Source organism: Mycobacterium bourgelatii (assembly GCF_010723575.1).
GTDB classification, from domain to species: Bacteria; Actinomycetota; Actinomycetes; order Mycobacteriales; family Mycobacteriaceae; genus Mycobacterium; species Mycobacterium bourgelatii.
Genome location: NZ_BLKZ01000001.1, coordinates 5,129,746 through 5,152,018, shown reverse-complemented (window position 1 = coordinate 5,152,018; position 22,273 = coordinate 5,129,746). Strand labels below are relative to the sequence as shown.

The following is a 22,273-nucleotide window of genomic DNA, read 5'->3' as shown; positions in this document are numbered from 1 at the left end:
TGAGAAGGGACCGAGGCGATGGAGTTTCCGGTGTTTCCGCCGGAGGTGAATTCGGCGCTGATGTACGGCGGCGCTGGGTCCGCGCCATGGTTGGCTGCGGCTCGGGCCTGGGATGCATTGGCTGCGGAGTTGAGTTCGGCGAGCCTCTCGTTCGAGTCGGTTACGGCGGCGTTGGCGGCTGGGGCGTGGCAGGGCGCCTCGTCGGCGGCGATGTCCGCTGCCGCAGCTCCGTATGTGGGATGGCTGAGTGCGACGGCGGCCGCGGCCGAGGCGGCGGCCGGTCAGGTCAATGCGGTGGTGGAGGTTTTCGAGGCTGCGCTGGCGGCGACGGTGGATCCCCTCGTGGTGGCTGCCAACCGAGCGGAGCTGCTGCAGTTGGCGTTGTCGAATCTATTGGGGCAGAACACCCCGGCGATCGCGGTCGTCGAGGCTGAGTACGAGCTGATGTGGGCTCAGGATGTGACCGCGATGGTTGGATACCACACCGGCGCAGCCGCGGCGGTGTCGAAGTTGACGGGGTTTGGCCAGCAACTGCAGGTGCTGGCAGGCGGCGTTGGTGCAGCGGCAAGCGCGGCTGCGGCCGACACGGTCGGCCCGGCCAGGACGCTGAGCCTCAACGCGGGCGCAGGCAATGTCGGCAATTTCAACATCGGGTTGGGAAATATCGGGGACTTCAACCTGGGCCTGACGAACGTTGGTGCTTCGAATATTGGCCTAGGTAATATTGGCTCCGGTAATTTCGGTATCGGGAATTCGGGGCTCGGAGCGGGCCTCGCCGGGCTTGGCAATCAAGGCCTGACCAATGCGGGTAGCAGCAACCTCGGCATCGCAAATATCGGACTTGGAAATGTCGGGTTCGCGAACACCGGCAACAATAACTTCGGGATCGGGTTGACCGGCGACAACCTGTCCGGTATCGGGCCCTTGAATTCGGGAACAGGAAATATCGGCTTATTCAATTCCGGAACCGGCAACGTGGGCTTCTTCAACTCCGGCACCGGAAACGTCGGACTGTTCAACTCGGGAAGTTACAACACGGGGATCGGCAACTCTGGGATCGCGAGTACCGGGTTGTTCAATGCTGGTGGTTTCAACACAGGATTTGCCAATACCGGTTCGTACAACACGGGCTCTTTCAACGCCGGTGATACCAACACGGGTGACTTCAACACGGGCAACGTCAACACCGGCTGGTTCAACACCGGGCACACCAATACGGGCATCGCGAACTCGGGCAACGTCAATACCGGCGCCTTCATCTCGGGCAACTTCAGCAACGGAATGTTGTGGGCAGGTGATTACCAGGACTTGAGTGGGTCCTCGGTCGGATCGTCGATCGCCCAGATCCCGATCGGCGTTGAGCTCGTCGGCGGCATCGGTCCCATCACAATCCCGGCTATCACCATTCTGCCAACCATCCCGGTGAACATTCACCACACCATTAATATCGGACCCCTCGTCGTTCCAGACATCACCGTCCCCGCGTTCGGCGGAGGTATTGGCATACCGATCAATATCGGGCCGCTTTCCATCTCGCCGATTACGCTCTTTCCTGCCCAAAACTTCACCACAGCATTCCCCGTTGGTCCGTGGGGTTTGGCGCCTATAGGCATTCCGGTAATTGCCTTTACTACAGGCATCGGCGCCGACATGCAGGTAAGGCCCTTGGGCCCCAGCACTATTACCCTCCACGTTCAGCGGTTCGATGCAACCGTGAACTGGCTTACGCCGGCCATCACACTCTTCCCGAACGGCATCAATATTCCCAGCACCGACAACCCGTTTAGCCTGCTTGCGAGCGTATCGATCGGCACACCGGGCTTTACCATACCCGGGTTCAGCGTTCCGGAGCAGGCAATTCCGCTGACCATCAATATTCAGGGCCAAATTGACGGCGTGAGCACACCAGCGATCACGATCGAGCGTGTCCCCATGAATTTTGGAATCGGGATCAATGTCGGCGCCATCCCGATGCACGCCATCGATTCACCTGCGACTCCGGGTTTTGGGAATACGACGGTGACGCCGTCGTCGGGTTTCTTTAATAGTGGTGCGGGTGGGGTGTCGGGTTTTGGGAATTTTGGTGCGGGGGTGTCGGGGTGGTGGAACCAGGCGTATGACGCGGTGACGGGGGCGGGTTCGGGGTTTGGGAATGTGGGTTCGTTGGGGTCGGGTGTGTTGAATGTGGGTTCGGGTGTGTCGGGGTTGTTGAACTCTGCGGGGTTGGATGCGGTGGGGTCGGGGTTGGTGTCGGGGGTGGGGAATGTGGGTGAGCGGTTGTCGGGGTTGTCGTCGGTGCTGAATGTGGGGTGGGGTCAGGTTGGTGGGGCCAATGTGGGGTTGGGCAACCTCGGGAATGTGAATGTGGGTGGGGCCAATCTGGGTGATTTCAATGTCGGGTTGGGCAATGTCGGGGACGGCAATTTCGGGTTCGGCAATGTCGGCGACAACAATTTCGGGTTCGGGAACTCGGGTCTGGCACAGGCGGGGTGGGTAATCAGGGGTTGGGTAATGCTGGGGGCGGCAATCTGGGGTTGGCGAATTTCGGGTTCGGGAATGTGGGGTTGGCCAACACCGGTAACAATAATTTTGGGATCGGGTTGACGGGGACAATCTGACCGGGGTCGGGGGTTGAATTCGGGAGCAGGAACATCGGGTTGTTCAATTCGGGGACGGGCAATGTGGGGTTCTTCAATTCGGGGACGGGAATTTCGGGTTGTTCAACTCGGGGAGTTACAACACCGGGATCGGGAATTCGGGGTGGGGGTTGTTCAATGCCGGTGGTTTCAACACGGGGCTGGCCAATCCGGGGTGGTACAACACGGGCAGTTTCAATGTCGGTGATACCAACACCGGGGACTTCAACGTGGGCAGCATCAACACGGGCTGGTTCAACACCGGAGATTCCAACACCGGCATCGCAAACTCCGGCAACGTCAACACCGGAGCGCTCATATCCGGTGATTACAGCAACGGCATCCTCTGGCGCGGCGAATACCAAGGCCTAGTAGGCGCACACTACGGGCCCGCCGTGGGCCAGTTCCCGGTCAGCGTGCTCGTAGACGCGGGAGTCGGTCCCATCCATGTCGCGCCGATGCCGATTTCGGCAATCCGCTTTGAGTTCACCGATGCATCGGTGAGTTTGGGATCGTTCACGCTGCCGTCCGTCACTATTCCTGCTGTTCCGATACAGATTCTCGGATCCGTGGGACTGGGGCAGACCACGATATCGCCCATGACGGCACTCGGCCACATGAATTTCGCGTTGGAGATAAAAACTGGAGCGGTGACTCTCGGTCATAGTTCCATCCCGCTAATAGATATCGTGCAATTTGGTCCTCCTGTGCCAGAAGGCAAACCAGATTTTTCCGGCCTCAATTTCTCGCCGATCAGGATATCGTCCATCGGGCTGAATTCAATTCCGGTGTCACTGTTGTCAACTTTATCTGCGGCGACTGTCTTTCCGAATGGCTTCACCATTCCGGCTCAAACACCGGTGACAGCGGGCGTGACCATGGCCAACGATGCATTCACTTTCTTCCCAGCCGGTCTCACTTTCCCGGAAGCGGCCGTGGGCGTATCGAATCTGTCCGGTGGGCTCGACGCCTTCACCTTGTTGCCGACTGGATTCACGCTCAGTCCAGTCCAGTTGCTGGTCAACGCCACCGCACACATCGGAGACATTCCGATTCCAGCGGTTAATGTGCCGGCGTCGCCGGGTTTTGGGAACACGACGACGAGCCCTTCGTCGGGGTTTTTCAATTCGGGGGCCGGCGGCGGCTCGGGGTGGGGGAACTTTGGCGCGGGCATGTCGGGCTGGTGGAACCAGGCCTACGATGCGCTGGCGGGGGCGGGGTCGGGCTTCGCCAACGTTGGTTCACTGGGTTCGGGTGCGCTGAATCTGGGCTCGGGACTCTCGGGTTTCTACAACACCAGCCCGTTGCCGTTGGGGACATCGGCGTTGGCGTCGGGCGTCGGCAACTTCGGCCACCAACTGTCGGGGCTGCTGGCCGCCAATCTCGGCCACGACGCCACCGCCGTCATCAACCTCGGGCTGGCCCACGTTGGCAACGGCAATGTCGGGTTCGGCAACGTCGGCAATCTGAATGTGGGTGGGGCCAATCTGGGTGATTTCAATGTCGGGTTGGGCAATGTCGGGGACGGCAACTTCGGGTTCGGCAATGTCGGCGACAACAATTTCGGGTTCGGCAACTCGGGTCTGGCGCACGGCTTGGCGGGGATCGGTAATCGGGGGTTGGGTAATGCTGGGGGCAGCAATCTGGGTGTGGCGAATTTCGGGTTCGGGAATGTGGGGTTGGCCAACACCGGTAACAATAATTTTGGGATCGGGTTGACGGGGGACAATCTGACCGGGGTCGGGGGGTTGAACTCGGGGAGCGGGAACATCGGGTTGTTCAATTCGGGGACGGGCAATGTGGGGTTCTTCAATTCGGGGACGGGGAATTTCGGGTTGTTCAACTCGGGGAGTTACAACACCGGGATCGGGAATTCGGGGGTGGCCAGCACGGGGTTGTTCAATGCCGGTGGTTTCAACACGGGGCTGGCCAATCCGGGCTGGTACAACACGGGCAGTTTCAATGTCGGTGATACCAACACCGGGGACTTCAACGTGGGCAGCATCAACACGGGCTGGTTCAACACCGGAGATTCCAACACCGGCATCGCAAACTCCGGCAACGTCAACACCGGCGCGCTCATGTCGGGCAACTACAGCAACGGCATCCTCTGGCGCGGCGAATACCAAGGCCTAGTAGAGCTTTCCTACGGGATCACGATTCCGGAATTTCCGATCCATATCACGACCAGTGGCGGCATGAGCCCGATTGTCATCCCCGAAATCACAATTGTCCCGCCCCTCCATCTGGACCTCACTGGCGCGGCCAGTTACCAATTCGCCCTGCCTGAAATCCCCATTCCCGGCATCCGCATCGGCATCGACGGTGCCATCGACCTCGGCTTCACCGCCCCCGCTACTGCCCTGTTGTCTGAGCTAAAGAATACGGGAAGTGTCAATATCGGTCCAATTAGTGTTTCGACCAGTGTTAGCCCATTAACCGTTACCATATTTACCCCCTTGCCCGAGCCCGACCTTACCGGCTTTAAGTTGGCAATCGGCATCCCGCAAACCAGCATTACCACTGGCGACATCAATTTTAGTATTCCCCTGGATCTCAGTATGAAGTCGATCATGATGCCTGCAATTTCGATCGCCGACTCCATACCGCTCGAGATTCCCGCCGTCGATATTCCCGCCTCGATGATCGGCGGAATTTCCATGGCCGAGTTCTTGCCCATCGATCTGTCCCTGGACATCCCGGGAATCACCATCCCGGGAATGACAATCTCGGGAATCCCGCTTGACTTTGACCTTCTCACCACGACCGGCACGGCCATCGACATCTCGATCATCGATATCCGGGCCGTACCGGGCATTGGTAATTCGACGACCTTGCCGTCGTCGGGATTCTTCCACGCCGGCGTTGGCGGCGGATCGGGCTTCGGAAATGCGGGTGGCCTCGTGTCGGGTTGGCTGAACTCCGGCACGAACATCTCCGGGATGTTCAATGTCAGCACGTTGGATGCCCTCAGCCCGGCGGCGCTCTCAGGTCTGGGCAATTTGGGCAACCACGTATCGGGATGGTCTTACCAAGGCTTGGCCGCAATGCTCACCAGTGGTTCGAGTTCGAGCGATCCGGCCGGACCGAACTTCTTCGACTCGGCCATCGCCGAATTGCAGAACATGAGTTTGCTCAACGTTCTGAACCTGGGCAACGTCGACGGCTTCAGTCTCGGATTCGCCAACACCGGCTCCTTCAATGTGGGCATGGGCAACGTCGGGAACATCAACTTCGGTGCCGGCAACATCGGCGGTGGCAACCTGGGCTTGGGCAATATCGGTGACGGCAACTTCGGGTTCGGGAATATCGGTGACGCTAATTTCGGGTTCGGCAACTCGGGTCTCGCGGAGGGCTTGGCGGGGATTGGCAACCGCGGATTGGCTAACGCCGGGAGCAGCAACCTGGGCCTGGCGAATTTCGGGTTCGGCAATGTCGGGTTCGCCAACACCGGCAACAACAATTTTGGAATCGGGCTCACCGGAGACAATCAGGCCGGCATCGGCGCTCTGAACTCCGGTGCCGGCAACATCGGCTTGTTCAACTCCGGGACCGGCAACGTCGGGTTCTTCAACACCGGGACGGGGAACTTCGGCCTGTTCAACTCGGGAAGCTACAACACTGGTATCGGCAACTCGGGTCTGGCGAGCACGGGTCTGTTCAACGCCGGTGGTTTTAACACCGGGCTGGCGAATGCGGGCTCATATAACACAGGCAGCTTCAATGCCGGTGACACCAATACCGGGGGTTTCAACCCAGGTAATCTCAACACGGGCTGGTTTAACACTGGTGACATCAACACAGGCCTGTTCAACACGGGCAATGTCAATACCGGTGCGTTCAACTCCGGCAGCTTCAACAACGGGGCTTTATGGACGGGCGATTGGCACGGCACCTACGGGTTCTCGTTGACCATCGAAATAGCCGGAAGCACGATCTTGGACCTGAACGAGACCCTCGATTTCGGGCCCATCAGCATCGACCAGATCGACATCCCGGGCATATCGCTGTTCGACATCGACGAAATCATCAACATCGGGCCATTCACTATTCCGCAGATCGACATTCCGGCAATGGGTTTCGACATCCAGGACCTGTTCCCGGATCTGCCGACGGAGATCCCGCCCATTGTCTTCGCGCCGGGCTTCACCTTCGACGCCCAGGACATCACGATCCCGTTGGACAGTCCACCGGGCCTGAAAGGTACGTCCTTGACCCTTCCGGTACTCAACGTGACCGCACTGAATGACGATTGGATCCTCGGGGCGACCTCGTCAACGGGCATCGATGCCAGCGACTACGTAACCGCACCCACTAAAGGCATAACGATCCATTTTGGTCCCAGTACCGGCTCGACCGGAAGCATGGTAATCAGCCTCCCGAGCTTCACCATTCCGTCAATCGGGACGTCAAGTATTCCACTAAATATTGATATCTCAGCCGGCCTCCCGGCCTTCACCCTATTCCCGAGTGGCCTGTCGATTCCGCGAAACGCGATTCCGCTGATGATTAATGCGTCGGGTGTGCTCGATCCCATCACCATTTTCCCCGGCGGTTTGACAATCGAGACGCTGCCGCTAAATCTGGCCGTGAATATCAGCATCCCGCAGAGCAGTGTCCCGCTGTTCAATATTCCTGCGACTCCGGGTTTTGGGAATACGACGGTGACGCCGTCGTCGGGTTTCTTTAATAGTGGGGCGGGTGGGGTGTCGGGTTTTGGGAATTTTGGTGCGGGGGTGTCGGGGTGGTGGAACCAGGCGTATGACGCGGTGACGGGGGTGGGTTCGGGGTTTGGGAATGTGGGTTCGTTGGGGTCGGGTGTGTTGAATGTGGGTTCGGGTGTGTCGGGGTTGTTGAACACTGCGGGGTTGGATGCGGTGGGGTCGGGGTTGGTGTCGGGGGTGGGGAATGTGGGTCAGCGGTTGTCGGGGTTGTCGTCGGTGCTGAATGTGGGGTGGGGTCAGGTTGGTGGGGCCAATGTGGGGTTGGGCAACCTCGGGAATGTGAATGTGGGTGGGGCCAATCTGGGTGATTTCAACATCGGGTTGGGCAATGTCGGGGACGGCAACTTCGGGTTCGGCAATGTCGGCGACGGCAATTTCGGGTTCGGGAACTCGGGTCTGGCGCACGGCAGGGGGGGTAATCGGGGGTTGGGTAATGCTGGGGGCGGCAATCTGGGGTTGGCGAATTTCGGGTTCGGGAATGTGGGGTTCGCGAACACCGGTAACAATAATTTTGGGATCGGGTTGACGGGGGACAATCTGACCGGGGTCGGGGGGTTGAATTCGGGGAGCGGGAACATCGGGTTGTTCAATTCGGGGATGGGCAATGTGGGGTTCTTCAATTCGGGGACGGGGAATTTCGGGTTGTTCAACTCGGGGAGTTACAACACCGGGATCGGGAATTCGGGGGTGGCCAGCACGGGGTTGTTCAATGCCGGTGGTTTCAACACGGGGCTGGCCAATCCGGGGTGGTACAACACGGGCAGTTTCAATGTCGGTGATACCAACACCGGGGACTTCAACGTGGGCAGCATCAACACGGGCTGGTTCAACACCGGAGATTCCAACACCGGCATCGCAAACTCCGGCAACGTCAACACCGGAGCGCTCATATCCGGTGATTACAGCAACGGCATCCTCTGGCGCGGCGAATACCAGGGCTTGCTCAACCTGTACTACGAGTTGGACGTCCCCCCGACCAGCATCCTCGATGCACATTTCGCCGGCAGTTTCGGCCCCGTCGTGATTCCGGACATTCCCGTCCCGGCCGTCAACCTGCACTTGGCTGGAAGTATTGCGCTGGGCTCGTTCAGCATCCCCGAGATCGCTATTCCCGCAATCAATCCGGATATCACGGGAAGCGTTGCCATTGGCCCCATCTCGATTCCCTCCGTCACCATTCCCAGCGTGAACTTCGCCGACATCTTGATAAGCATGGACCCATCAACCGGGTCGCTCCTGGAAATTGAACCGTTCATCATGTGGACAGCAGCCGGCGCCGGTCCTTTGGGCCCGACGTATTACTCATTCGGGTCGAGCTACGCCTTTACCCATCGCTTCGCGGTGGGCAGCATCACCATGGGTGGGGGCACGACCGGCGAATTTGGCATGTTGATTCGGGCTATCTCAAAGGCCTTCAATACTCCGGCACTAAATATCAGCCAACTCGCCCTGGGCATTGAGGTGCTCGGCGGAACCAACGCGCTCACCCTGTTCCCGGGAGGTCTGACGTTCGACGGCGCGTCGCTGAGCCTGGCGGTGACCGGCGGTGGCGGAGGCGTCGACATTCCGGCCATCGTCTTCCCGCAAATCCCGGCGAGCGCCACTGGCTCCCTTTACGTCATACCCAGCAGCATCCCGCTCCTTAATGTGCCGGCGTCGCCGGGTTTTGGGAATACGACGACGAGCCCTTCGTCGGGGTTTTTCAATTCGGGGGCCGGCGGCGGCTCGGGGTGGGGGAACTTTGGCGCGGGCATGTCGGGCTGGTGGAACCAGGCCTACGATGCGCTGGCGGGGGCGGGGTCGGGCTTCGCCAACGTTGGTTCACTGGGTTCGGGTGCGCTGAATCTGGGCTCGGGACTCTCGGGTTTCTACAACACCAGCCCGTTGCCGTTGGGGACATCGGCGTTGGCGTCGGGCGTCGGCAACTTCGGCCACCAACTGTCGGGGCTGCTGGCCGCCAATCTCGGCCACGACGCCACCGCCGTCATCAACCTCGGACTGGCCCACGTTGGCAACGGCAATGTCGGGTTCGGCAACCTCGGCAATCTGAATGTGGGTGGGGCCAATCTGGGTGATTTCAATGTCGGGTTGGGCAATGTCGGTGACGGCAATTTCGGGTTCGGCAATGTCGGGGACGGCAATTTCGGGTTCGGCAACTCGGGTCTGGCGCACGGCTTGGCGGGGGTGGGTAATCGGGGGTTGGGTAATGCTGGGGGCAGCAATCTGGGGTTGGCGAATCTCGGGTTCGGGAATGTGGGGTTCGCCAACACCGGTAACAACAATTTTGGGATCGGGTTGACGGGGGACAATCTGACCGGGGTCGGGGGGTTGAATTCGGGGAGCGGGAACATCGGGTTGTTCAATTCGGGGACGGGCAATGTGGGGTTCTTCAATTCGGGGACGGGGAATTTCGGGTTGTTCAACTCGGGGAGTTACAACACCGGGATCGGGAATTCGGGGGTGGCCAGCACGGGGTTGTTCAATGCCGGTGGTTTCAACACGGGGCTGGCGAATCCGGGCTGGTACAACACGGGCAGTTTCAATGTCGGTGATACCAACACCGGGGACTTCAACGTGGGCAGCATCAACACGGGCTGGTTCAACACCGGAGATTCCAACACCGGCATCGCAAACTCCGGCAACGTCAACACCGGCGCGCTCATATCTGGTGATTACAGCAACGGCATCCTCTGGCGCGGCGAATACCAAGGCCTGGCCGGGCTAGCCCTCGAATACAGTATCCCGCTGCTCCCGGTGGTCGGCGCCGAAGTCAGCGGCAGTGTAGGCCCCATTACCGGAGTCCCGCACATCCATATTCCATCGATTCCGTGGGGCATTACCGCGGTCGGCGGGGTCAGCTCAATTGTCATCCCGGACATTCCAATTCCTTCAATCCAGCTGAGCATCGCGCCTGCCATCGACCTCGGCACTATCACCGTTGACCCGATCACGATCACCACGCCGGTCCTAACCGCGGACGTGTTCCTCAACTCGATTTTCGGAAGATCGGGAGCGAGTTCGCCTTTCGTGGTGAGGCCCAGCTTCCTCCCCGCGGCCTACATGATCAACCCGGGCCAACAAGGGGGGCAAATAACCCAAATTATCCTCCCCAACCGCCTGGGCCCCATCGTTCTCGACGCCACGACCTTCACCTTCCCCGGATTCACCATCCCCACCGAGTCGGTGCAGGTGAGCCTGCCCTTGTCGCTGACTATCCCGGGGTTCACGATCCCCGGTGGTGCGCTGATTCCCGAACTGCCGCTGGGGCTGGCGTTGTCGAACGGCACCCCCGTCATCGACATCCCAGCCATCACTCTGTTCGACCGGATCGGGTTGGACCTGAACCTCAACACCAGCATCGGCCCGATCGACATTCCGATCGCCGGCATCGGTGGGGTTCCGGGCTTCGGAAACTCGACAGGCGACCCATCGTCGGGTTTCTTCAACATCGGTGGTGGGGGTTCGGGCTTCTGGAACAGCGGTGCGAGCATGTCGGGCTGGCTCAACGCCATGACCGATCCGCTACTCGGGTCGGCTTCGGGCTTTTCCAACTTCGGCACCCAACTTTCCGGGGTGCTCAACCGCGGCGCCGGCCTCTCGGGTGTATTCAACCCGACTTGGGTCACTTTCGACATTTTCTGGGGGCTGCAGGGCTTTGACCTGCGTTGATACTTCAGCTTAGTGCGCATGTTAGGCACTAAATTTGGTCAGTAGGCTCGCTGGATGGTGTGGATTCGGCGGGTGCGGACCGCCTCGGGCGCGACTGCGGTCCAGATCGCTGAGTCTGTCAATGGCCGCCGCCGGATCGTCCGCCATGTGGGCTCTGCGCGTGATGAAGCTGAACTTGGTCTGCTCATCGAGGAGGCGCAGCGGCTGTTGGCCGATGACACCCAGGGTGAATTGGATCTGGGAATCACTGCGAAAGCGGTGAGGGCCCGTATGGTTGCACCGCGGGCCGAGGAATTGTTCACCGACGGTGCTGGTGCACCCGCAGCGCGGGAGTTGGTAGCGCGGCCGCGGGTGCTCAAGAGCTGCAACGGGCTGCTCTACGACGCTTTGGCCGGGGTCTATGCCAGCCTGGGCTTTGATGCGGTCGACGATGAGGTCTTTCGTGATCTGGTGATCGCCCGGGTGGTGGAGCCGACCAGCCTGCTCGATGTCGATCGGGTCCTGGCGGAATTGGGCCGCACGTCGGCGTCGTTGTCGACGCGCAAACGCACCCTTCGGCGGGCCCACGCAGGTGGCTACCGCGACCAGATCGCCGCGGCCTGCTTCGCCCATGCCCGCAGCGCAGGCGATGTCAGCCTGGTGCTCTACGACGTCACGACCCTGTACTTCGAGGCCGATAAGGAAGACGAGCTACGAAGGGTCGGCTACTCCAAGGAACGCCGCGTCGACCCGCAGATCGTGGTGGGCCTGCTGGTCGACCGGTGCGGGTTCCCGCTGGAAATCGGCTGTTTTGAAGGAAACAAGGCCGAGACCCTGACCATCATCCCGATCGTGAAAGCGTTCCAGGCCCGTCATGACATCACCGACATGGTCATCGTCGCTGATGCCGGCATGCTCGCCAGGGGCAATCTGCGCGAGCTCGACGCCGCAGGGTTGCGCTTCATCGTCGGGTCCCGGATCACCAAAGCGCCCAACGATCTGGCCTCGCACTTCCATTGGAACGGAACAACATTCACAGATGGCCAGATCATCGACACCATCACCCCACGCGATCAACGCGGCGCCGCCGCCAAAACCAGCGACCCGAAACTTAGAGCCGAACCCGTCTGGAATCCGGCAACCCATACCAAGTCCTGGCGGGCGGTGTGGGCGTACTCGAGGAAACGGGCAGCGCGGGACAACAAGACGCTCAACCTGCAGGAGAACAAAGCCCGCGCCGTCATCGCCGGAGACAAAGCCGCCCGCACACCACGTTTCGTGACAGTCCGCAACGGCGCCCACGAACTCGACACCGCCTCGCTAGAGCGGGCGCGGCGCCTGGTCGGACTCAAAGGCTACGTCACCAACATCGACGCTGCGCTCATGCCCGCGACCGAAGTAATCGCCAACTACCACGACATCTGGCACGTCGAGCAGTCGTTCCGGATGTCGAAATCCGACCTTGCCGCCAGGCCCATATTCGCCCGCACCCGCGATGCCATCGAGGCCCACCTAACCATCGTGTTCACCGCACTAGCTGTCAGCCGCGAAGTCCAGACCCGCACCGGACTGTCGCTGCGGCGGTTCCTGCGCACCCTCAGACCTCTGCGTTCGGCCACCATCGACCTCAACGGCATCATCGCCACATTCCCGCCCGCACTGAACACCGAGGTCAAATCAATCCTCGACGCGCTGAACGTCGAAAACCCAAGGCACTAAGGCAAATGACCCAACTCGGGTCGGAAGATCGGGAGCGAGTTCGCCTTTCGTGGTGAGGCCCAGCTTCCTCCCCGCGGCCTACATGATCAACCCGGGCCAACAAGGGGGGCAAATAACCCAAATTATCCTCCCCAACCGCCTGGGCCCCATCGTTCTCGACGCCACGACCTTCACCTTCCCCGGATTCACCATCCCCACCGAGTCGGTGCAGGTGAGCCTGCCCTTGTCGCTGACTATCCCGGGGTTCACGATCCCCGGTGGTGCGCTGATTCCCGAACTGCCGCTGGGGCTGGCGTTGTCGAACGGCACCCCCGTCATCGACATCCCAGCCATCACTCTGTTCGACCGGATCGGGTTGGACCTGAACCTCAACACCAGCATCGGCCCGATCGACATTCCGATCGCCGGCATCGGTGGGGTTCCGGGCTTCGGAAACTCGACAGGCGACCCATCGTCGGGTTTCTTCAACATCGGTGGTGGGGGTTCGGGCTTCTGGAACAGCGGTGCGAGCATGTCGGGCTGGCTCAACGCCATGACCGATCCGCTACTCGGGTCGGCTTCGGGCTTTTCCAACTTCGGCACCCAACTTTCCGGGGTGCTCAACCGCGGCGCCGGCCTCTCGGGTGTATTCAACGCTGGCACGCTCGGGCTAGTCGGTGCGGCATTCGTCTCCGGTTTGGGCAACGTGGGCCAGCAGCTGTCAGGTCTGCTGTACACCGGCGCCGGCCCGTAACAAGCTGTGGGCACACGGTGGCCTCCGTACGTGCGTTTGCGGACGTGTCGAGGCCGAGCCAAAAGCAGCTGTGACGTATGTCTCGCCCCAGCGTGCCACGGGGACGGAGCTCAGGTACTGTTCTTGCGGCCGAACTAGCAAACTCGCAGTGGAAGGGTTCATATGAGTAATCAGCCGCCTCCCGGCGGGTCATACCCCCCGCCCCAATCCGGTGGATACGAGCCGCCCAGCGGCTACCAGCCGCCCCCTCCATCTGCGCCGGGCGGTGGCAGCTTCCCACCTCCGCCTCCACCGCCCCAGGGCGGCTACCCCCCTCCGCCTCCGCCGTCCGGCGCAGTTGCGCCCCCGCCGCCCGGTCCGGCCATCCGTGACCTGCCCCAGGACGCCTACACGCCGTGGGTCACCCGCGTGCTGGCGGCACTCATCGACGGTGTGCCGATCGCTGTGGTCGTCGGTATCGGGCAGATCATTTCGACGCTGCTGACGACGACACGTCACTACGAGTCGTACGGATACAGCTACGACGTCAGCGAGCCGTCGATCTTCGGGATTCTGCTGTCGTGGCTGCTCAACCTCGCGGCGCTGGCCTACGTCGTCTGGAACTTCGGGTACAAGCAGGGGACGACCGGGTCGAGCATCGGCAAGGGGATCATGAAGTTCAAGGTCGTCAGCGAGGCGACCGGACAGCCCCTTGGATTCGGGATGTCGTTGGTCCGCCAGCTGGCGCACATTGCCGACGGCCTCGCGTGCTACATCGGATATTTGTGGCCACTCTGGGACGCCAAGCGGCAGACCTTCGCGGACAAAATCATGACGACGGTTTGCCTACCGATCTGACGCCAAACAGCAAACGTGCTGTGTAGCTGAGGATTAGGGCTGTCCCAAGCCTGACGCCACCCCGGTCGCTGATTGCGGCCGGGGTGGCGTTCGCTATTAGGCTGATCCCGATGAGTGACGAGCGCACGGCACAGCACGGTCTTGGAACTAAAGCCATCCACGCCGGGTACCGACCCGATCCGGCGACCGGAGCCGTCAACACTCCGATCTACGCCAGCAGCACCTTCGCCCAGGACGGTGTCGGCGGCCTGCGCGGCGGATTCGAATACGCGCGCACCGGCAACCCGACGCGGGCGGCGCTGGAAGCGTCGCTGGCCGCCGTCGAGGAAGGCGCATTCGGGAGGGCGTTCAGTTCCGGGATGGCGGCCACCGACTGTGCGCTCCGGGCGATCCTGCGCCCCGGAGATCACCTGGTCATCCCGGACGACGCCTATGGCGGCACCTTCCGGTTGATCGACAAGGTTTTCACCCACTGGGGCGTCGAGTACACGCCGGTGGCATTGGCCGATCTGGATGCGGTGCGCGGGGCGATCACGTCGCGAACCCGGCTGATTTGGGTGGAGACGCCGACCAACCCGTTGCTGTCGATCGCCGACATTGCCGGCATCGCGGCCCTGGGTCAGCAGAGCGGGGCAAAAGTGCTGGTGGACAACACGTTTGCCTCGCCCGCGTTGCAGCAACCGTTGACGCTCGGTGCGGACGTGGTGCTGCACTCGACCACCAAGTACATCGGTGGGCACTCCGATGTGGTGGGCGGTGCGCTGGTGACCAACGACGAAGAGCTGGACCAGGCGTTCGCGTTCCTGCAGAACGGCGCCGGAGGGGTACCCGGTCCCTTCGACGCCTACCTGACCCTGCGCGGGCTCAAGACGTTGGTGGTGCGCATGGAGCGGCACAGCGAAAACGCTGCAGCGGTAGCCGAGTTCCTCACCGGACATCCGTCAGTAAGCGCAGTGCTCTACCCGGGGCTCCCCGATCACCCCAACCACGAGGTCGCCGCTCGGCAGATGCGGCGTTTCGGTGGGATGGTCTCGGTTCGGATGAAAGACGGACGGCAAGCCGCGGAGCGGCTGTGCGCCAACACCAAGGTCTTCATCCTCGCCGAATCACTGGGCGGCGTGGAGTCGCTGATCGAGCATCCCAGCGCCATGACGCACGCGTCGACCGCCGGCTCGCAATTAGAGGTTCCCGACGATTTGGTTCGCCTTTCGGTCGGGATCGAGGACATCGCCGATCTGCTCGCCGACCTCGAACAGGCGCTCGCCTAGCCGCTGCGCCGTACCGACCTAGGAGTGGTACGGCTCCGCGCTGACCAGCGTGACCTCGATGGTCTTGCCGCTAGGCACGACGTAGCTGCGGGTCTCGCCCACCTTGGCGTCGATCAACGCCGCACCCAACGGCGAGTTGGGCGAGTAGACCTCGAGCTTGCCGTCGTTGACTCCCTCTTGCCGGGTAGCGATGAGGAAGGTCTCCGAGTCCGACTCGTCGCCGTTGTAGTAGACCTTGACCACCGAACCGGGCAGTGCCACCCCGGACTGCTTCGGCGCTTCGCCGACTTTCGCGTTGTTGAGCAGGTCTTGCAGCTGACGGATGCGCGCCTCCTGCTGACCCTGCTCTTCCCGGGCGGCGTGGTAGCCGCCGTTCTCCCGCAGGTCGCCCTCCTCGCGGCGGTCATTGATTTCGGCGGCGATGACCGGACGGTTAGCGATCAACTGGTCGAGTTCGGCCTTGAGTCGGTCATGTGACTCCTGGGTCAACCAGGTCACCTGAGTATCCGTCATCTCGTGGCGCTCCTTGCTTGTCGTTTTCCGCGTAGTCGCGTAAGTATCTGATTCCGCCTGGGCGCAAGCGGGTCCCCTCACCCCGGGTGCTGCCCACTCCGTCCTTCTCACGGCCATTAATGCAGCAATACACGGTCCCAGCAGGACCGTGCATTCACTTATGTTACCACCGCGCAAACGCAAGATGACTGTCGTATCCGCAGTTCGGCACCGTTGCGCGGTCAGGAGGATCGCAGGTAACCGGGTACCTCTGTGCCGCAACCGTATACGTCCGCCATCACCGGTGGCTTGCTGGATTTGAGCGTCGTCGTGACCTGCACAGTGGCCTGATCGGAGGGGGGAACCAGCACCTCGCGGCGGCCCGTCTCGCTGCCGTCTTTGGCCCGCACCCGCACGATGCAGTCCACCGGCCGCGACGGGTCCTTACGGGTCACGCTGATGGTCACCGACGCCGTTTCGCTATCGATGATTTGATAGCCGGCCAGCGAACCGCTGACGTCGCTGGTGGCGATGCGCTGGTAGCCGATCACGGCGATCACGAGGCCAGCCACCACGACCAACACCCCCAGGCCGATCGCGATGTGACGCCGCGACCGGCGTGACAGCCGCGCCCGACCGTAACGGGCCGCGGGACGAGACGGGGCATCGGAGTTCATGGCTGATCGCTAGTTGGTCGCTAGGTGGGTGGGGGGTCTGGGACCCCGGTCGACGTAATGGAACGATGGAGAACTGGAATTATAGGGTCGCTGTTGGGCGTCGCTGTTGGGTGACGCTGTTGGGTGATGCAGCAGGCCCACTACTGGACAGACGACGCAGCGGACCCAGATGGACGAGGGGGCAAGTGAGCGAACTGCGGTTGATGGCGGTGCACGCCCACCCGGACGACGAGTCCAGCAAGGGCGCGGCCACCTTGGCCCGGTATGCCGACGAGGGGCACCGCGTGATGGTGGTGTCGCTGACCGGTGGTGAGCGCGGCGAGATCCTGAACCCGGCGATGGACCTGCCCGACGTGCACGGCCACATCCACGAAATCCGGCGCGACGAGATGGCCAGGGCTGCCGAGATCCTCGGCGTCGAGCACACCTGGCTGGGCTTTGTCGACTCCGGGCTGCCCAAGGGGGACCCACCGCCACCACTGCCCGAAGGTTGTTTCGCGCTGGTGCCGCTCGAGGAGTCCACCGAGGCGCTGGTGCGCGTGGTCCGGGAATTCCGGCCGCACGTGCTGATCACCTACGACGAGAACGGCGGCTACCCGCATCCCGACCACATTCGCTGCCACGAGGTTTCCATGGCCGCGTACGAGGCATCCGGCGACTATCGGCTCTTTCCCGAAGCCGGCGAGCCGTGGACAGTGTTGAAGCTGTACTACGTGCACGGCTTCCTGCGGCAGCGCATGGAGGTGCTGCAGAACGAGTTCATCAAACGCGGCCAAAAAGGCCCGTTCGACAAGTGGCTCACGCATTGGCTCCCCGAACATGACCCCTACGCCAACCGGGTGACGACGCGGGTCGAATGCGCGGCCTACTTCCCCCAACGCGACGACGCCTTGCGGGCGCACGCCACCCAGATCGACCCGAATGCCGAGTTCTTTGCCGCCCCGCTGGAGTGGCAGGAAGAGCTGTGGCCGACCGAGGAGTTCGAACTGGCCCGCTCCCGCGTGCCCATCAAACTCCCCGAGAGTGACCTGTTCGCCGGGATCGAGAACCCGTGAACCACTTTCTGCTCAGTGTGATTGCTGAAGGCCCGCGCAACAATGGGCCGGACTTCGGCAAGGCCAGCCCAGTCGGCTTGCTGGTGGTGGTACTGCTGGTCATCGCCACCCTGTTTCTGCTGCGGTCGATGAACCGTCAACTCAAGAAGGTGCCCGAGTCGTTCGACCCTCAGCACCCGGAGCCCGATCAGGCCGCCGACGAGGGCACGGACGCGGTCGACGGGCCCGCCCCCAACAACGACCCATACCCCGGGCAAGGCCGACCCGCCCGATCACCGGGACCCGATGAGCCCGGCTGAATCGGGGGCGAACACCCTCGCCCGGGCCACTAGCCCATATCTGCGCCAGCACGCCGACAACCCGGTGCACTGGCAGCAGTGGACGCCGCAGGCATTGGCCGAAGCCGCGGCGCGCGACGTGCCGATCCTGCTGTCCATCGGTTATGCCGCGTGCCATTGGTGTCACGTCATGGCCCACGAATCGTTCGAAGACGACGAAGTGGCCGCGGCTATGAATGCCGGTTTCGTCTGCGTCAAGGTCGACCGCGAGGAACGGCCGGACATCGACGCCGTCTACATGAACGCCACCGTTGCGCTCACCGGTCAGGGCGGATGGCCCATGACGTGCTTCCTCACACCCGATGGCCGACCCTTCTTCTGCGGCACCTACTACCCGAAGGACAGCTTCTTGCAACTTCTTTCGGCCGTCTCGCAGACATGGCGGGAGCGTCGAGGCGAGGTTGAGGAGACGTCGGACCACATCGCCGACGAACTGCGCAAGATGACGTCGGCCCTGCCTGGCGGGGGTCCGGAGATCGCGCCCGAGCTGTGCGAGCACGCGGTGGCCACCGTGCTGCGTGAGGAGGACACCGTTCGCGGCGGCTTCGGCGGAGCTCCCAAGTTCCCACCGTCAGCGCTGCTGGAGGGGCTGCTGCGCCACTATGAGCGCGTCGGAGGTACCGGTTCGGGGGCGGCCGCGCTGCAGGCCGTCGAGCGGACGTGCACCGCGATGGCGCGGGGCGGCATCTACGATCAACTGGCCGGCGGCTTCGCCCGCTACAGCGTCGACAATGCGTGGGTCGTACCGCATTTCGAGAAGATGCTCTACGACAACGCGCTGTTGCTGCGCGTGTACGCGCACTGGGCGCGGCGCACGGGTGATCCACTGGCGCATCGCATCACCGCCCAGACCGCCTGGTTCCTGCTCGACGAACTCGCCGACGGCGCCGTGTTCACGTCGTCGCTGGATGCCGACGCCGACGGTCGCGAAGGTTCTACCTATGTGTGGACACCGGCTCAGCTCACCGGGGTACTGGGTGAGGATGACGGGCGTTGGGCGGCGGAGGTTTTCGAGGTCACCCCGGACGGCACGTTCGAACACGGGTCCTCGGTGCTGCAGTTGCTGCACGAGCCGGACGACCACCAACGCTTCGAACGCATCAGGCGCGCGCTGTTGGCGGCCAGGCTCACCCGAGTCCAACCGGGGCGTGACGACAAGGTTGTCACGTCGTGGAACGGGTTGGCGATCACCGCCCTGACCGAGGCCAGCGTGGCGCTCGACCAGCCCGACCTGACCCAGGCCGCGCGGCGGTGCGCGGCCGCCCTGCTTGACCTGCACGTCGTCGACGGCCGGCTGCGGCGGGCCAGCTTGGGCGGTGTGGTGGGCGACAGCGGCGCGATCCTGGAAGACCACGCGATGCTGGCCACCGGGCTGTTGTCGCTCTACCAGCTGACGGCCGAGGACGAGTGGCTGACCGCAGCGACCGATCTGTTGGACACCGCGGTGCTGCACTTCCGCGACGCACAACGCCCCGGCCGGTGGTTCGACACCGCCGACGATGCCGAGCAACTGGTGCTCCGGCCCGCCGACCCGTTGGACGGAGCCACTCCGTCCGGGGCGTCGTCGATCGCCGAGGCGCTACTGACCGCCGCTCATCTGGTCGACGGCTCCCGCGCCGAGCGCTACCTGCAGCTGGCGAACGAGACGTTGCGTGCGCATTCGGTGCTCTTGGCTCGCGCGCCGCGCTCGGCGGGTCATTGGCTGGCGGTGGCCGAAGCCGCGGTGCGCGGACCGTTGCAGATCGCAGTCGCCTGCGCCGAGCAGCTGTCGCCGCTGTTGGCCGATGCGCGCCGACTGGCTCCGGGCGGGGCGATTGTGGTTGGGGGCGAGGTGGACTCGTCGCCGCTGCTCAGCGGCCGGGACCGGGTGGCCGGCGCCGATGCGGCATATGTGTGCCGCGGCCGCACGTGTGACCTACCGGTGACGAGTGCGGCCGAGCTCGCGGACGCCCTGGGCGTGCCCGGGTAAGCCTGGCCGATCCGCCCGCGACTAACCTCCGTCCCATGCCACGTCCCGACAGGACTCATGAACTCACCGACACGGTGCACCGCTACCTGGCAGCGGTGGCCAACGGCAGCGTCGACGATCTGGTCGCCTTCTATGCTGACGACGCCACGCTCGAGGACCCGGTCGGTGGCGAGGTGCACATCGGCAAGTCCGCCATCGCCGGGTTCTATTCGGCGATCATCGGGATGGAGCGGGAGACCGAACTCGTGACGCTACGGGTTTCGGGCAACGAAGCCGCGTTTCACTTCCGGTTGATCGTGGCCGCCGGCGACAACAAGATGCAGATCGAGCCCATCGAGACGATGGTGTTCAACTCGCAGGGCAAGGTCACGGCGATGAAGGCGTATTGGTCAGCCGCCGACGTCAAGCGGCTGTAGCCAAGCGTTGAATTCGGCGGTCGTGCGTCAGTAGAAGACCACGAACCACATCGCGATGTAGTGGCAGATAGCCGCCACCGCGGTGCAGGCGTGGAAGAACTCGTGATAGCCGAAGGTCGACGGCCACGGGTCCGGCCACCTCAGCGCATAGAGGATGCCGCCGATGCTGTACAACGCGCCGCCGACCAGCAGCAGCACCAGGGCGGCGACTCCCGCGTTGTGCAGGATCGTCCCGATGTACCACACGGCCACCCAACCCAGCAGGATGTAGAGGGGCACCCCCACCCAGCGGGGCGCCGAGGGCCAGAGCATCTTCAGCAGGATGCCGGCCGCTGCGCCTCCCCACACGATCGACAACATCAATTTCGCGGAATCGGGCGGCAGGGCCAGCAAGGCGAAGGGTGTGTAGCTACCGGCGATGAACACGAAGATCATCGAGTGGTCGGCGCGCTTCATCCATTTCCGAGACGTCTCTGATTTCCAGTTGACTCGGTGGTAGGTGGCGCTGACCGTGAACATGAAGATGGTGGCAAACGTGTAGAGCAGCGTGGCCAAGCCGGCCTTGGTGGAGTGGACGGCCCACGACACCGCAACCAGCGATGCGCCGGCGGCGACCGCGATGACTGCGGAGTAGACGTGGATCCAGCCGCGGGCGCGCGGCTTGCCCAGGACCCGGGCTACGCCGTCGACGACGGTATGGGCAGCATCACGTGGCGAGAAGCCGTCCTCGGTTTCTGGCTTGTTGAGAGTGTCGGTCTGGCTGGTCATATCTCCCCTGTTACCTCGTGGTTGGTGCTGATCAGCAAGCCGTTGGTAGATACCCATCAGGGTAGCGGGGCTAGCTGTGTCCCAGCTGTTCGACATGGTGTGATATTGCCTCGAATCGGCCCCGGAAACCCGCACTCGCCACAGTAGGGTGATGTCCGTGGAGATCATCCCGCCGCGGCTCAAGGAGCCGTTGTATCGGCTCTATGAGCTTCGGTTGCGGCAGGGGTTGGCCGCCTCCAAGGCCGATCTGCCACGCCACATCGCGGTCCTTTGCGACGGAAACCGGCGCTGGGCGCGCAGCTTGGGATACGACGACGTCAGCTACGGCTACCGCATGGGCGCCCTAAAGATCGCCGAAATGCTGCGATGGTGCCAGGACGCCGGCATCGAGATGACCACCATCTATCTGCTGTCCACCGAAAATCTGCAGCGTGATCCCGACGAACTGGCCGCACTCATCGAGATCATCACCGATGTCGTCGAAGAGATCTGTGCACCCGCCAACCGCTGGAGCGTTCGCACCGTCGGCGATCTGGAACTGTTGGGCGAGGAAACGGCAAAGCGGCTGCGTGATGCGGTGGATTCGACGCCGAGCACGGCAACCTTCCACGTCAACGTCGCGGTTGGTTATGGCGGGCGCCGGGAAATCGTCGATGCGGTACGGGCCCTGCTGAGCAAGGAGCTCGCCAACGGCGCGACGGCCGAGGAACTCATCGAAAAGGTAACGGCCGAAGGAATTTCGGAAAATCTTTACACGTCAGGGCAACCCGATCCGGACCTGGTGATCCGGACGTCGGGGGAGCAGCGACTGTCCGGGTTTCTGCTCTGGCAGAGCGCCTACTCCGAGATGTGGTTCACCGAAGCTCATTGGCCCGCGTTCCGTCATGTCGACTTTCTGCGCGCGCTGCGCGCTTACAGCCTCCGGCACCGTAGGTACGGCAAGTAGCCGACTCTGTAGTTGGTGTGATTCGCTGGCCGGACTAATCGGTTTCG

General features: G+C 62.6%; 11 protein-coding genes and 2 pseudogenes. 10 read left to right on the top strand and 3 right to left on the bottom strand.

Going from position 1 to position 22,273, the window contains the following annotated elements:
• Positions 1–18 precede the first annotated feature (18 nt).
• From G6N68_RS21900 to G6N68_RS21880, 5 genes and pseudogenes are all read left to right on the top strand, one after another.
• Positions 19–10,972, top strand: a pseudogene (locus G6N68_RS21900) (PPE family protein); the annotation flags it as partial.
• 111 nt (positions 10,973–11,083) lie between these two features.
• Complete coding sequence (locus G6N68_RS21895; protein WP_163716859.1) at positions 11,084–12,727, top strand: IS1634 family transposase; 1,644 nt, start codon at positions 11,084–11,086, stop codon at positions 12,725–12,727.
• 166 nt (positions 12,728–12,893) lie between these two features.
• Positions 12,894–13,460 (top strand): annotated as a pseudogene (locus tag G6N68_RS21890) (hypothetical protein); the annotation flags it as partial.
• Between the two features lie 162 nt (positions 13,461–13,622).
• A complete protein-coding gene (locus G6N68_RS21885; protein WP_163716852.1) occupies positions 13,623–14,297 on the top strand; it encodes an RDD family protein in 675 nt (224 codons plus the stop codon).
• Positions 14,298–14,407: 110 nt separating this feature from the next.
• Positions 14,408–15,565 carry a cystathionine gamma-synthase gene (locus G6N68_RS21880; RefSeq protein ID WP_163716848.1) on the top strand — a complete coding sequence of 386 codons (1,158 nt, stop codon included), beginning with the start codon at positions 14,408–14,410 and terminating at the stop codon, positions 15,563–15,565.
• An 18-nt stretch (positions 15,566–15,583) separates the two neighbouring features.
• Here the strand turns inward: G6N68_RS21880 and greA are convergent, their stop codons facing one another.
• Together greA and G6N68_RS21870 are read right to left on the bottom strand one after the other, a co-directional pair.
• The gene (greA, locus tag G6N68_RS21875) at positions 15,584–16,078 is read right to left on the bottom strand and encodes a transcription elongation factor GreA (protein ID WP_069422335.1); all 495 of its coding nucleotides are present in this window, start codon (positions 16,076–16,078) and stop codon (positions 15,584–15,586) included.
• A gap of 221 nt (positions 16,079–16,299) precedes the next feature.
• Positions 16,300–16,734 carry a DUF4307 domain-containing protein gene (locus tag G6N68_RS21870; protein ID WP_163716845.1) on the bottom strand — a complete coding sequence of 145 codons (435 nt, stop codon included), beginning with the start codon at positions 16,732–16,734 and terminating at the stop codon, positions 16,300–16,302.
• A 185-nt stretch (positions 16,735–16,919) separates the two neighbouring features.
• Here G6N68_RS21870 and mca point away from each other — a divergent pair, with 185 nt between their 5' ends.
• Genes mca through G6N68_RS21850 form a run of 4 tightly spaced genes read left to right on the top strand, consistent with a single transcriptional unit; the run spans position 16,920 to position 20,512 of the window.
• The gene (gene mca, locus G6N68_RS21865) at positions 16,920–17,789 is read left to right on the top strand and encodes a mycothiol conjugate amidase Mca (protein WP_163716842.1); all 870 of its coding nucleotides are present in this window, start codon (positions 16,920–16,922) and stop codon (positions 17,787–17,789) included.
• A complete protein-coding gene (locus G6N68_RS21860; protein WP_163716839.1) occupies positions 17,786–18,088 on the top strand; it encodes a hypothetical protein in 303 nt (100 codons plus the stop codon). The genes mca and G6N68_RS21860 overlap by 4 nt, the downstream gene beginning before the upstream one ends.
• Positions 18,075–20,096, top strand: coding sequence for a thioredoxin domain-containing protein (locus G6N68_RS21855; protein ID WP_163716835.1), 2,022 nt, complete (start codon positions 18,075–18,077; stop codon positions 20,094–20,096). Before G6N68_RS21860 ends, G6N68_RS21855 begins: the two co-directional genes overlap by 14 nt.
• 35 nt (positions 20,097–20,131) lie before the next feature.
• The gene (locus tag G6N68_RS21850; protein WP_163716833.1) at positions 20,132–20,512 is read left to right on the top strand and encodes a nuclear transport factor 2 family protein; all 381 of its coding nucleotides are present in this window, start codon (positions 20,132–20,134) and stop codon (positions 20,510–20,512) included.
• A gap of 27 nt (positions 20,513–20,539) precedes the next feature.
• Here G6N68_RS21850 and trhA read toward each other — a convergent pair whose 3' ends face one another.
• Positions 20,540–21,280, bottom strand: coding sequence for a PAQR family membrane homeostasis protein TrhA (trhA, locus tag G6N68_RS21845; protein WP_163716830.1), 741 nt, complete (start codon positions 21,278–21,280; stop codon positions 20,540–20,542).
• A gap of 157 nt (positions 21,281–21,437) precedes the next feature.
• On the opposite strand from trhA, the gene G6N68_RS21840 reads away from it, so the two are divergent.
• The gene (locus G6N68_RS21840; RefSeq protein WP_163718856.1) at positions 21,438–22,226 is read left to right on the top strand and encodes a (2Z,6E)-farnesyl diphosphate synthase; all 789 of its coding nucleotides are present in this window, start codon (positions 21,438–21,440) and stop codon (positions 22,224–22,226) included.
• The last annotated feature ends 47 nt before the right edge of the window (positions 22,227–22,273 follow it).

Bases quoted from the DNA above. Each gene is read 5' to 3' on its own strand.
- G6N68_RS21895 (WP_163716859.1), top strand. From the start codon at position 11,084: ATGGTGTGGATTCGGCGGGTGCGGACCGCCTCGGGCGCGACTGCGGTC.
- G6N68_RS21885 (WP_163716852.1), top strand. From the start codon at position 13,623: ATGAGTAATCAGCCGCCTCCCGGCGGGTCATACCCCCCGCCCCAATCC.
- G6N68_RS21880 (WP_163716848.1), top strand. From the start codon at position 14,408: ATGAGTGACGAGCGCACGGCACAGCACGGTCTTGGAACTAAAGCCATC.
- greA (WP_069422335.1), bottom strand. From the start codon at position 16,078: ATGACGGATACTCAGGTGACCTGGTTGACCCAGGAGTCACATGACCGA.
- G6N68_RS21870 (WP_163716845.1), bottom strand. From the start codon at position 16,734: ATGAACTCCGATGCCCCGTCTCGTCCCGCGGCCCGTTACGGTCGGGCG.
- G6N68_RS21855 (WP_163716835.1), top strand. From the start codon at position 18,075: ATGAGCCCGGCTGAATCGGGGGCGAACACCCTCGCCCGGGCCACTAGC.
- G6N68_RS21850 (WP_163716833.1), top strand. From the start codon at position 20,132: ATGCCACGTCCCGACAGGACTCATGAACTCACCGACACGGTGCACCGC.
- trhA (WP_163716830.1), bottom strand. From the start codon at position 21,280: ATGACCAGCCAGACCGACACTCTCAACAAGCCAGAAACCGAGGACGGC.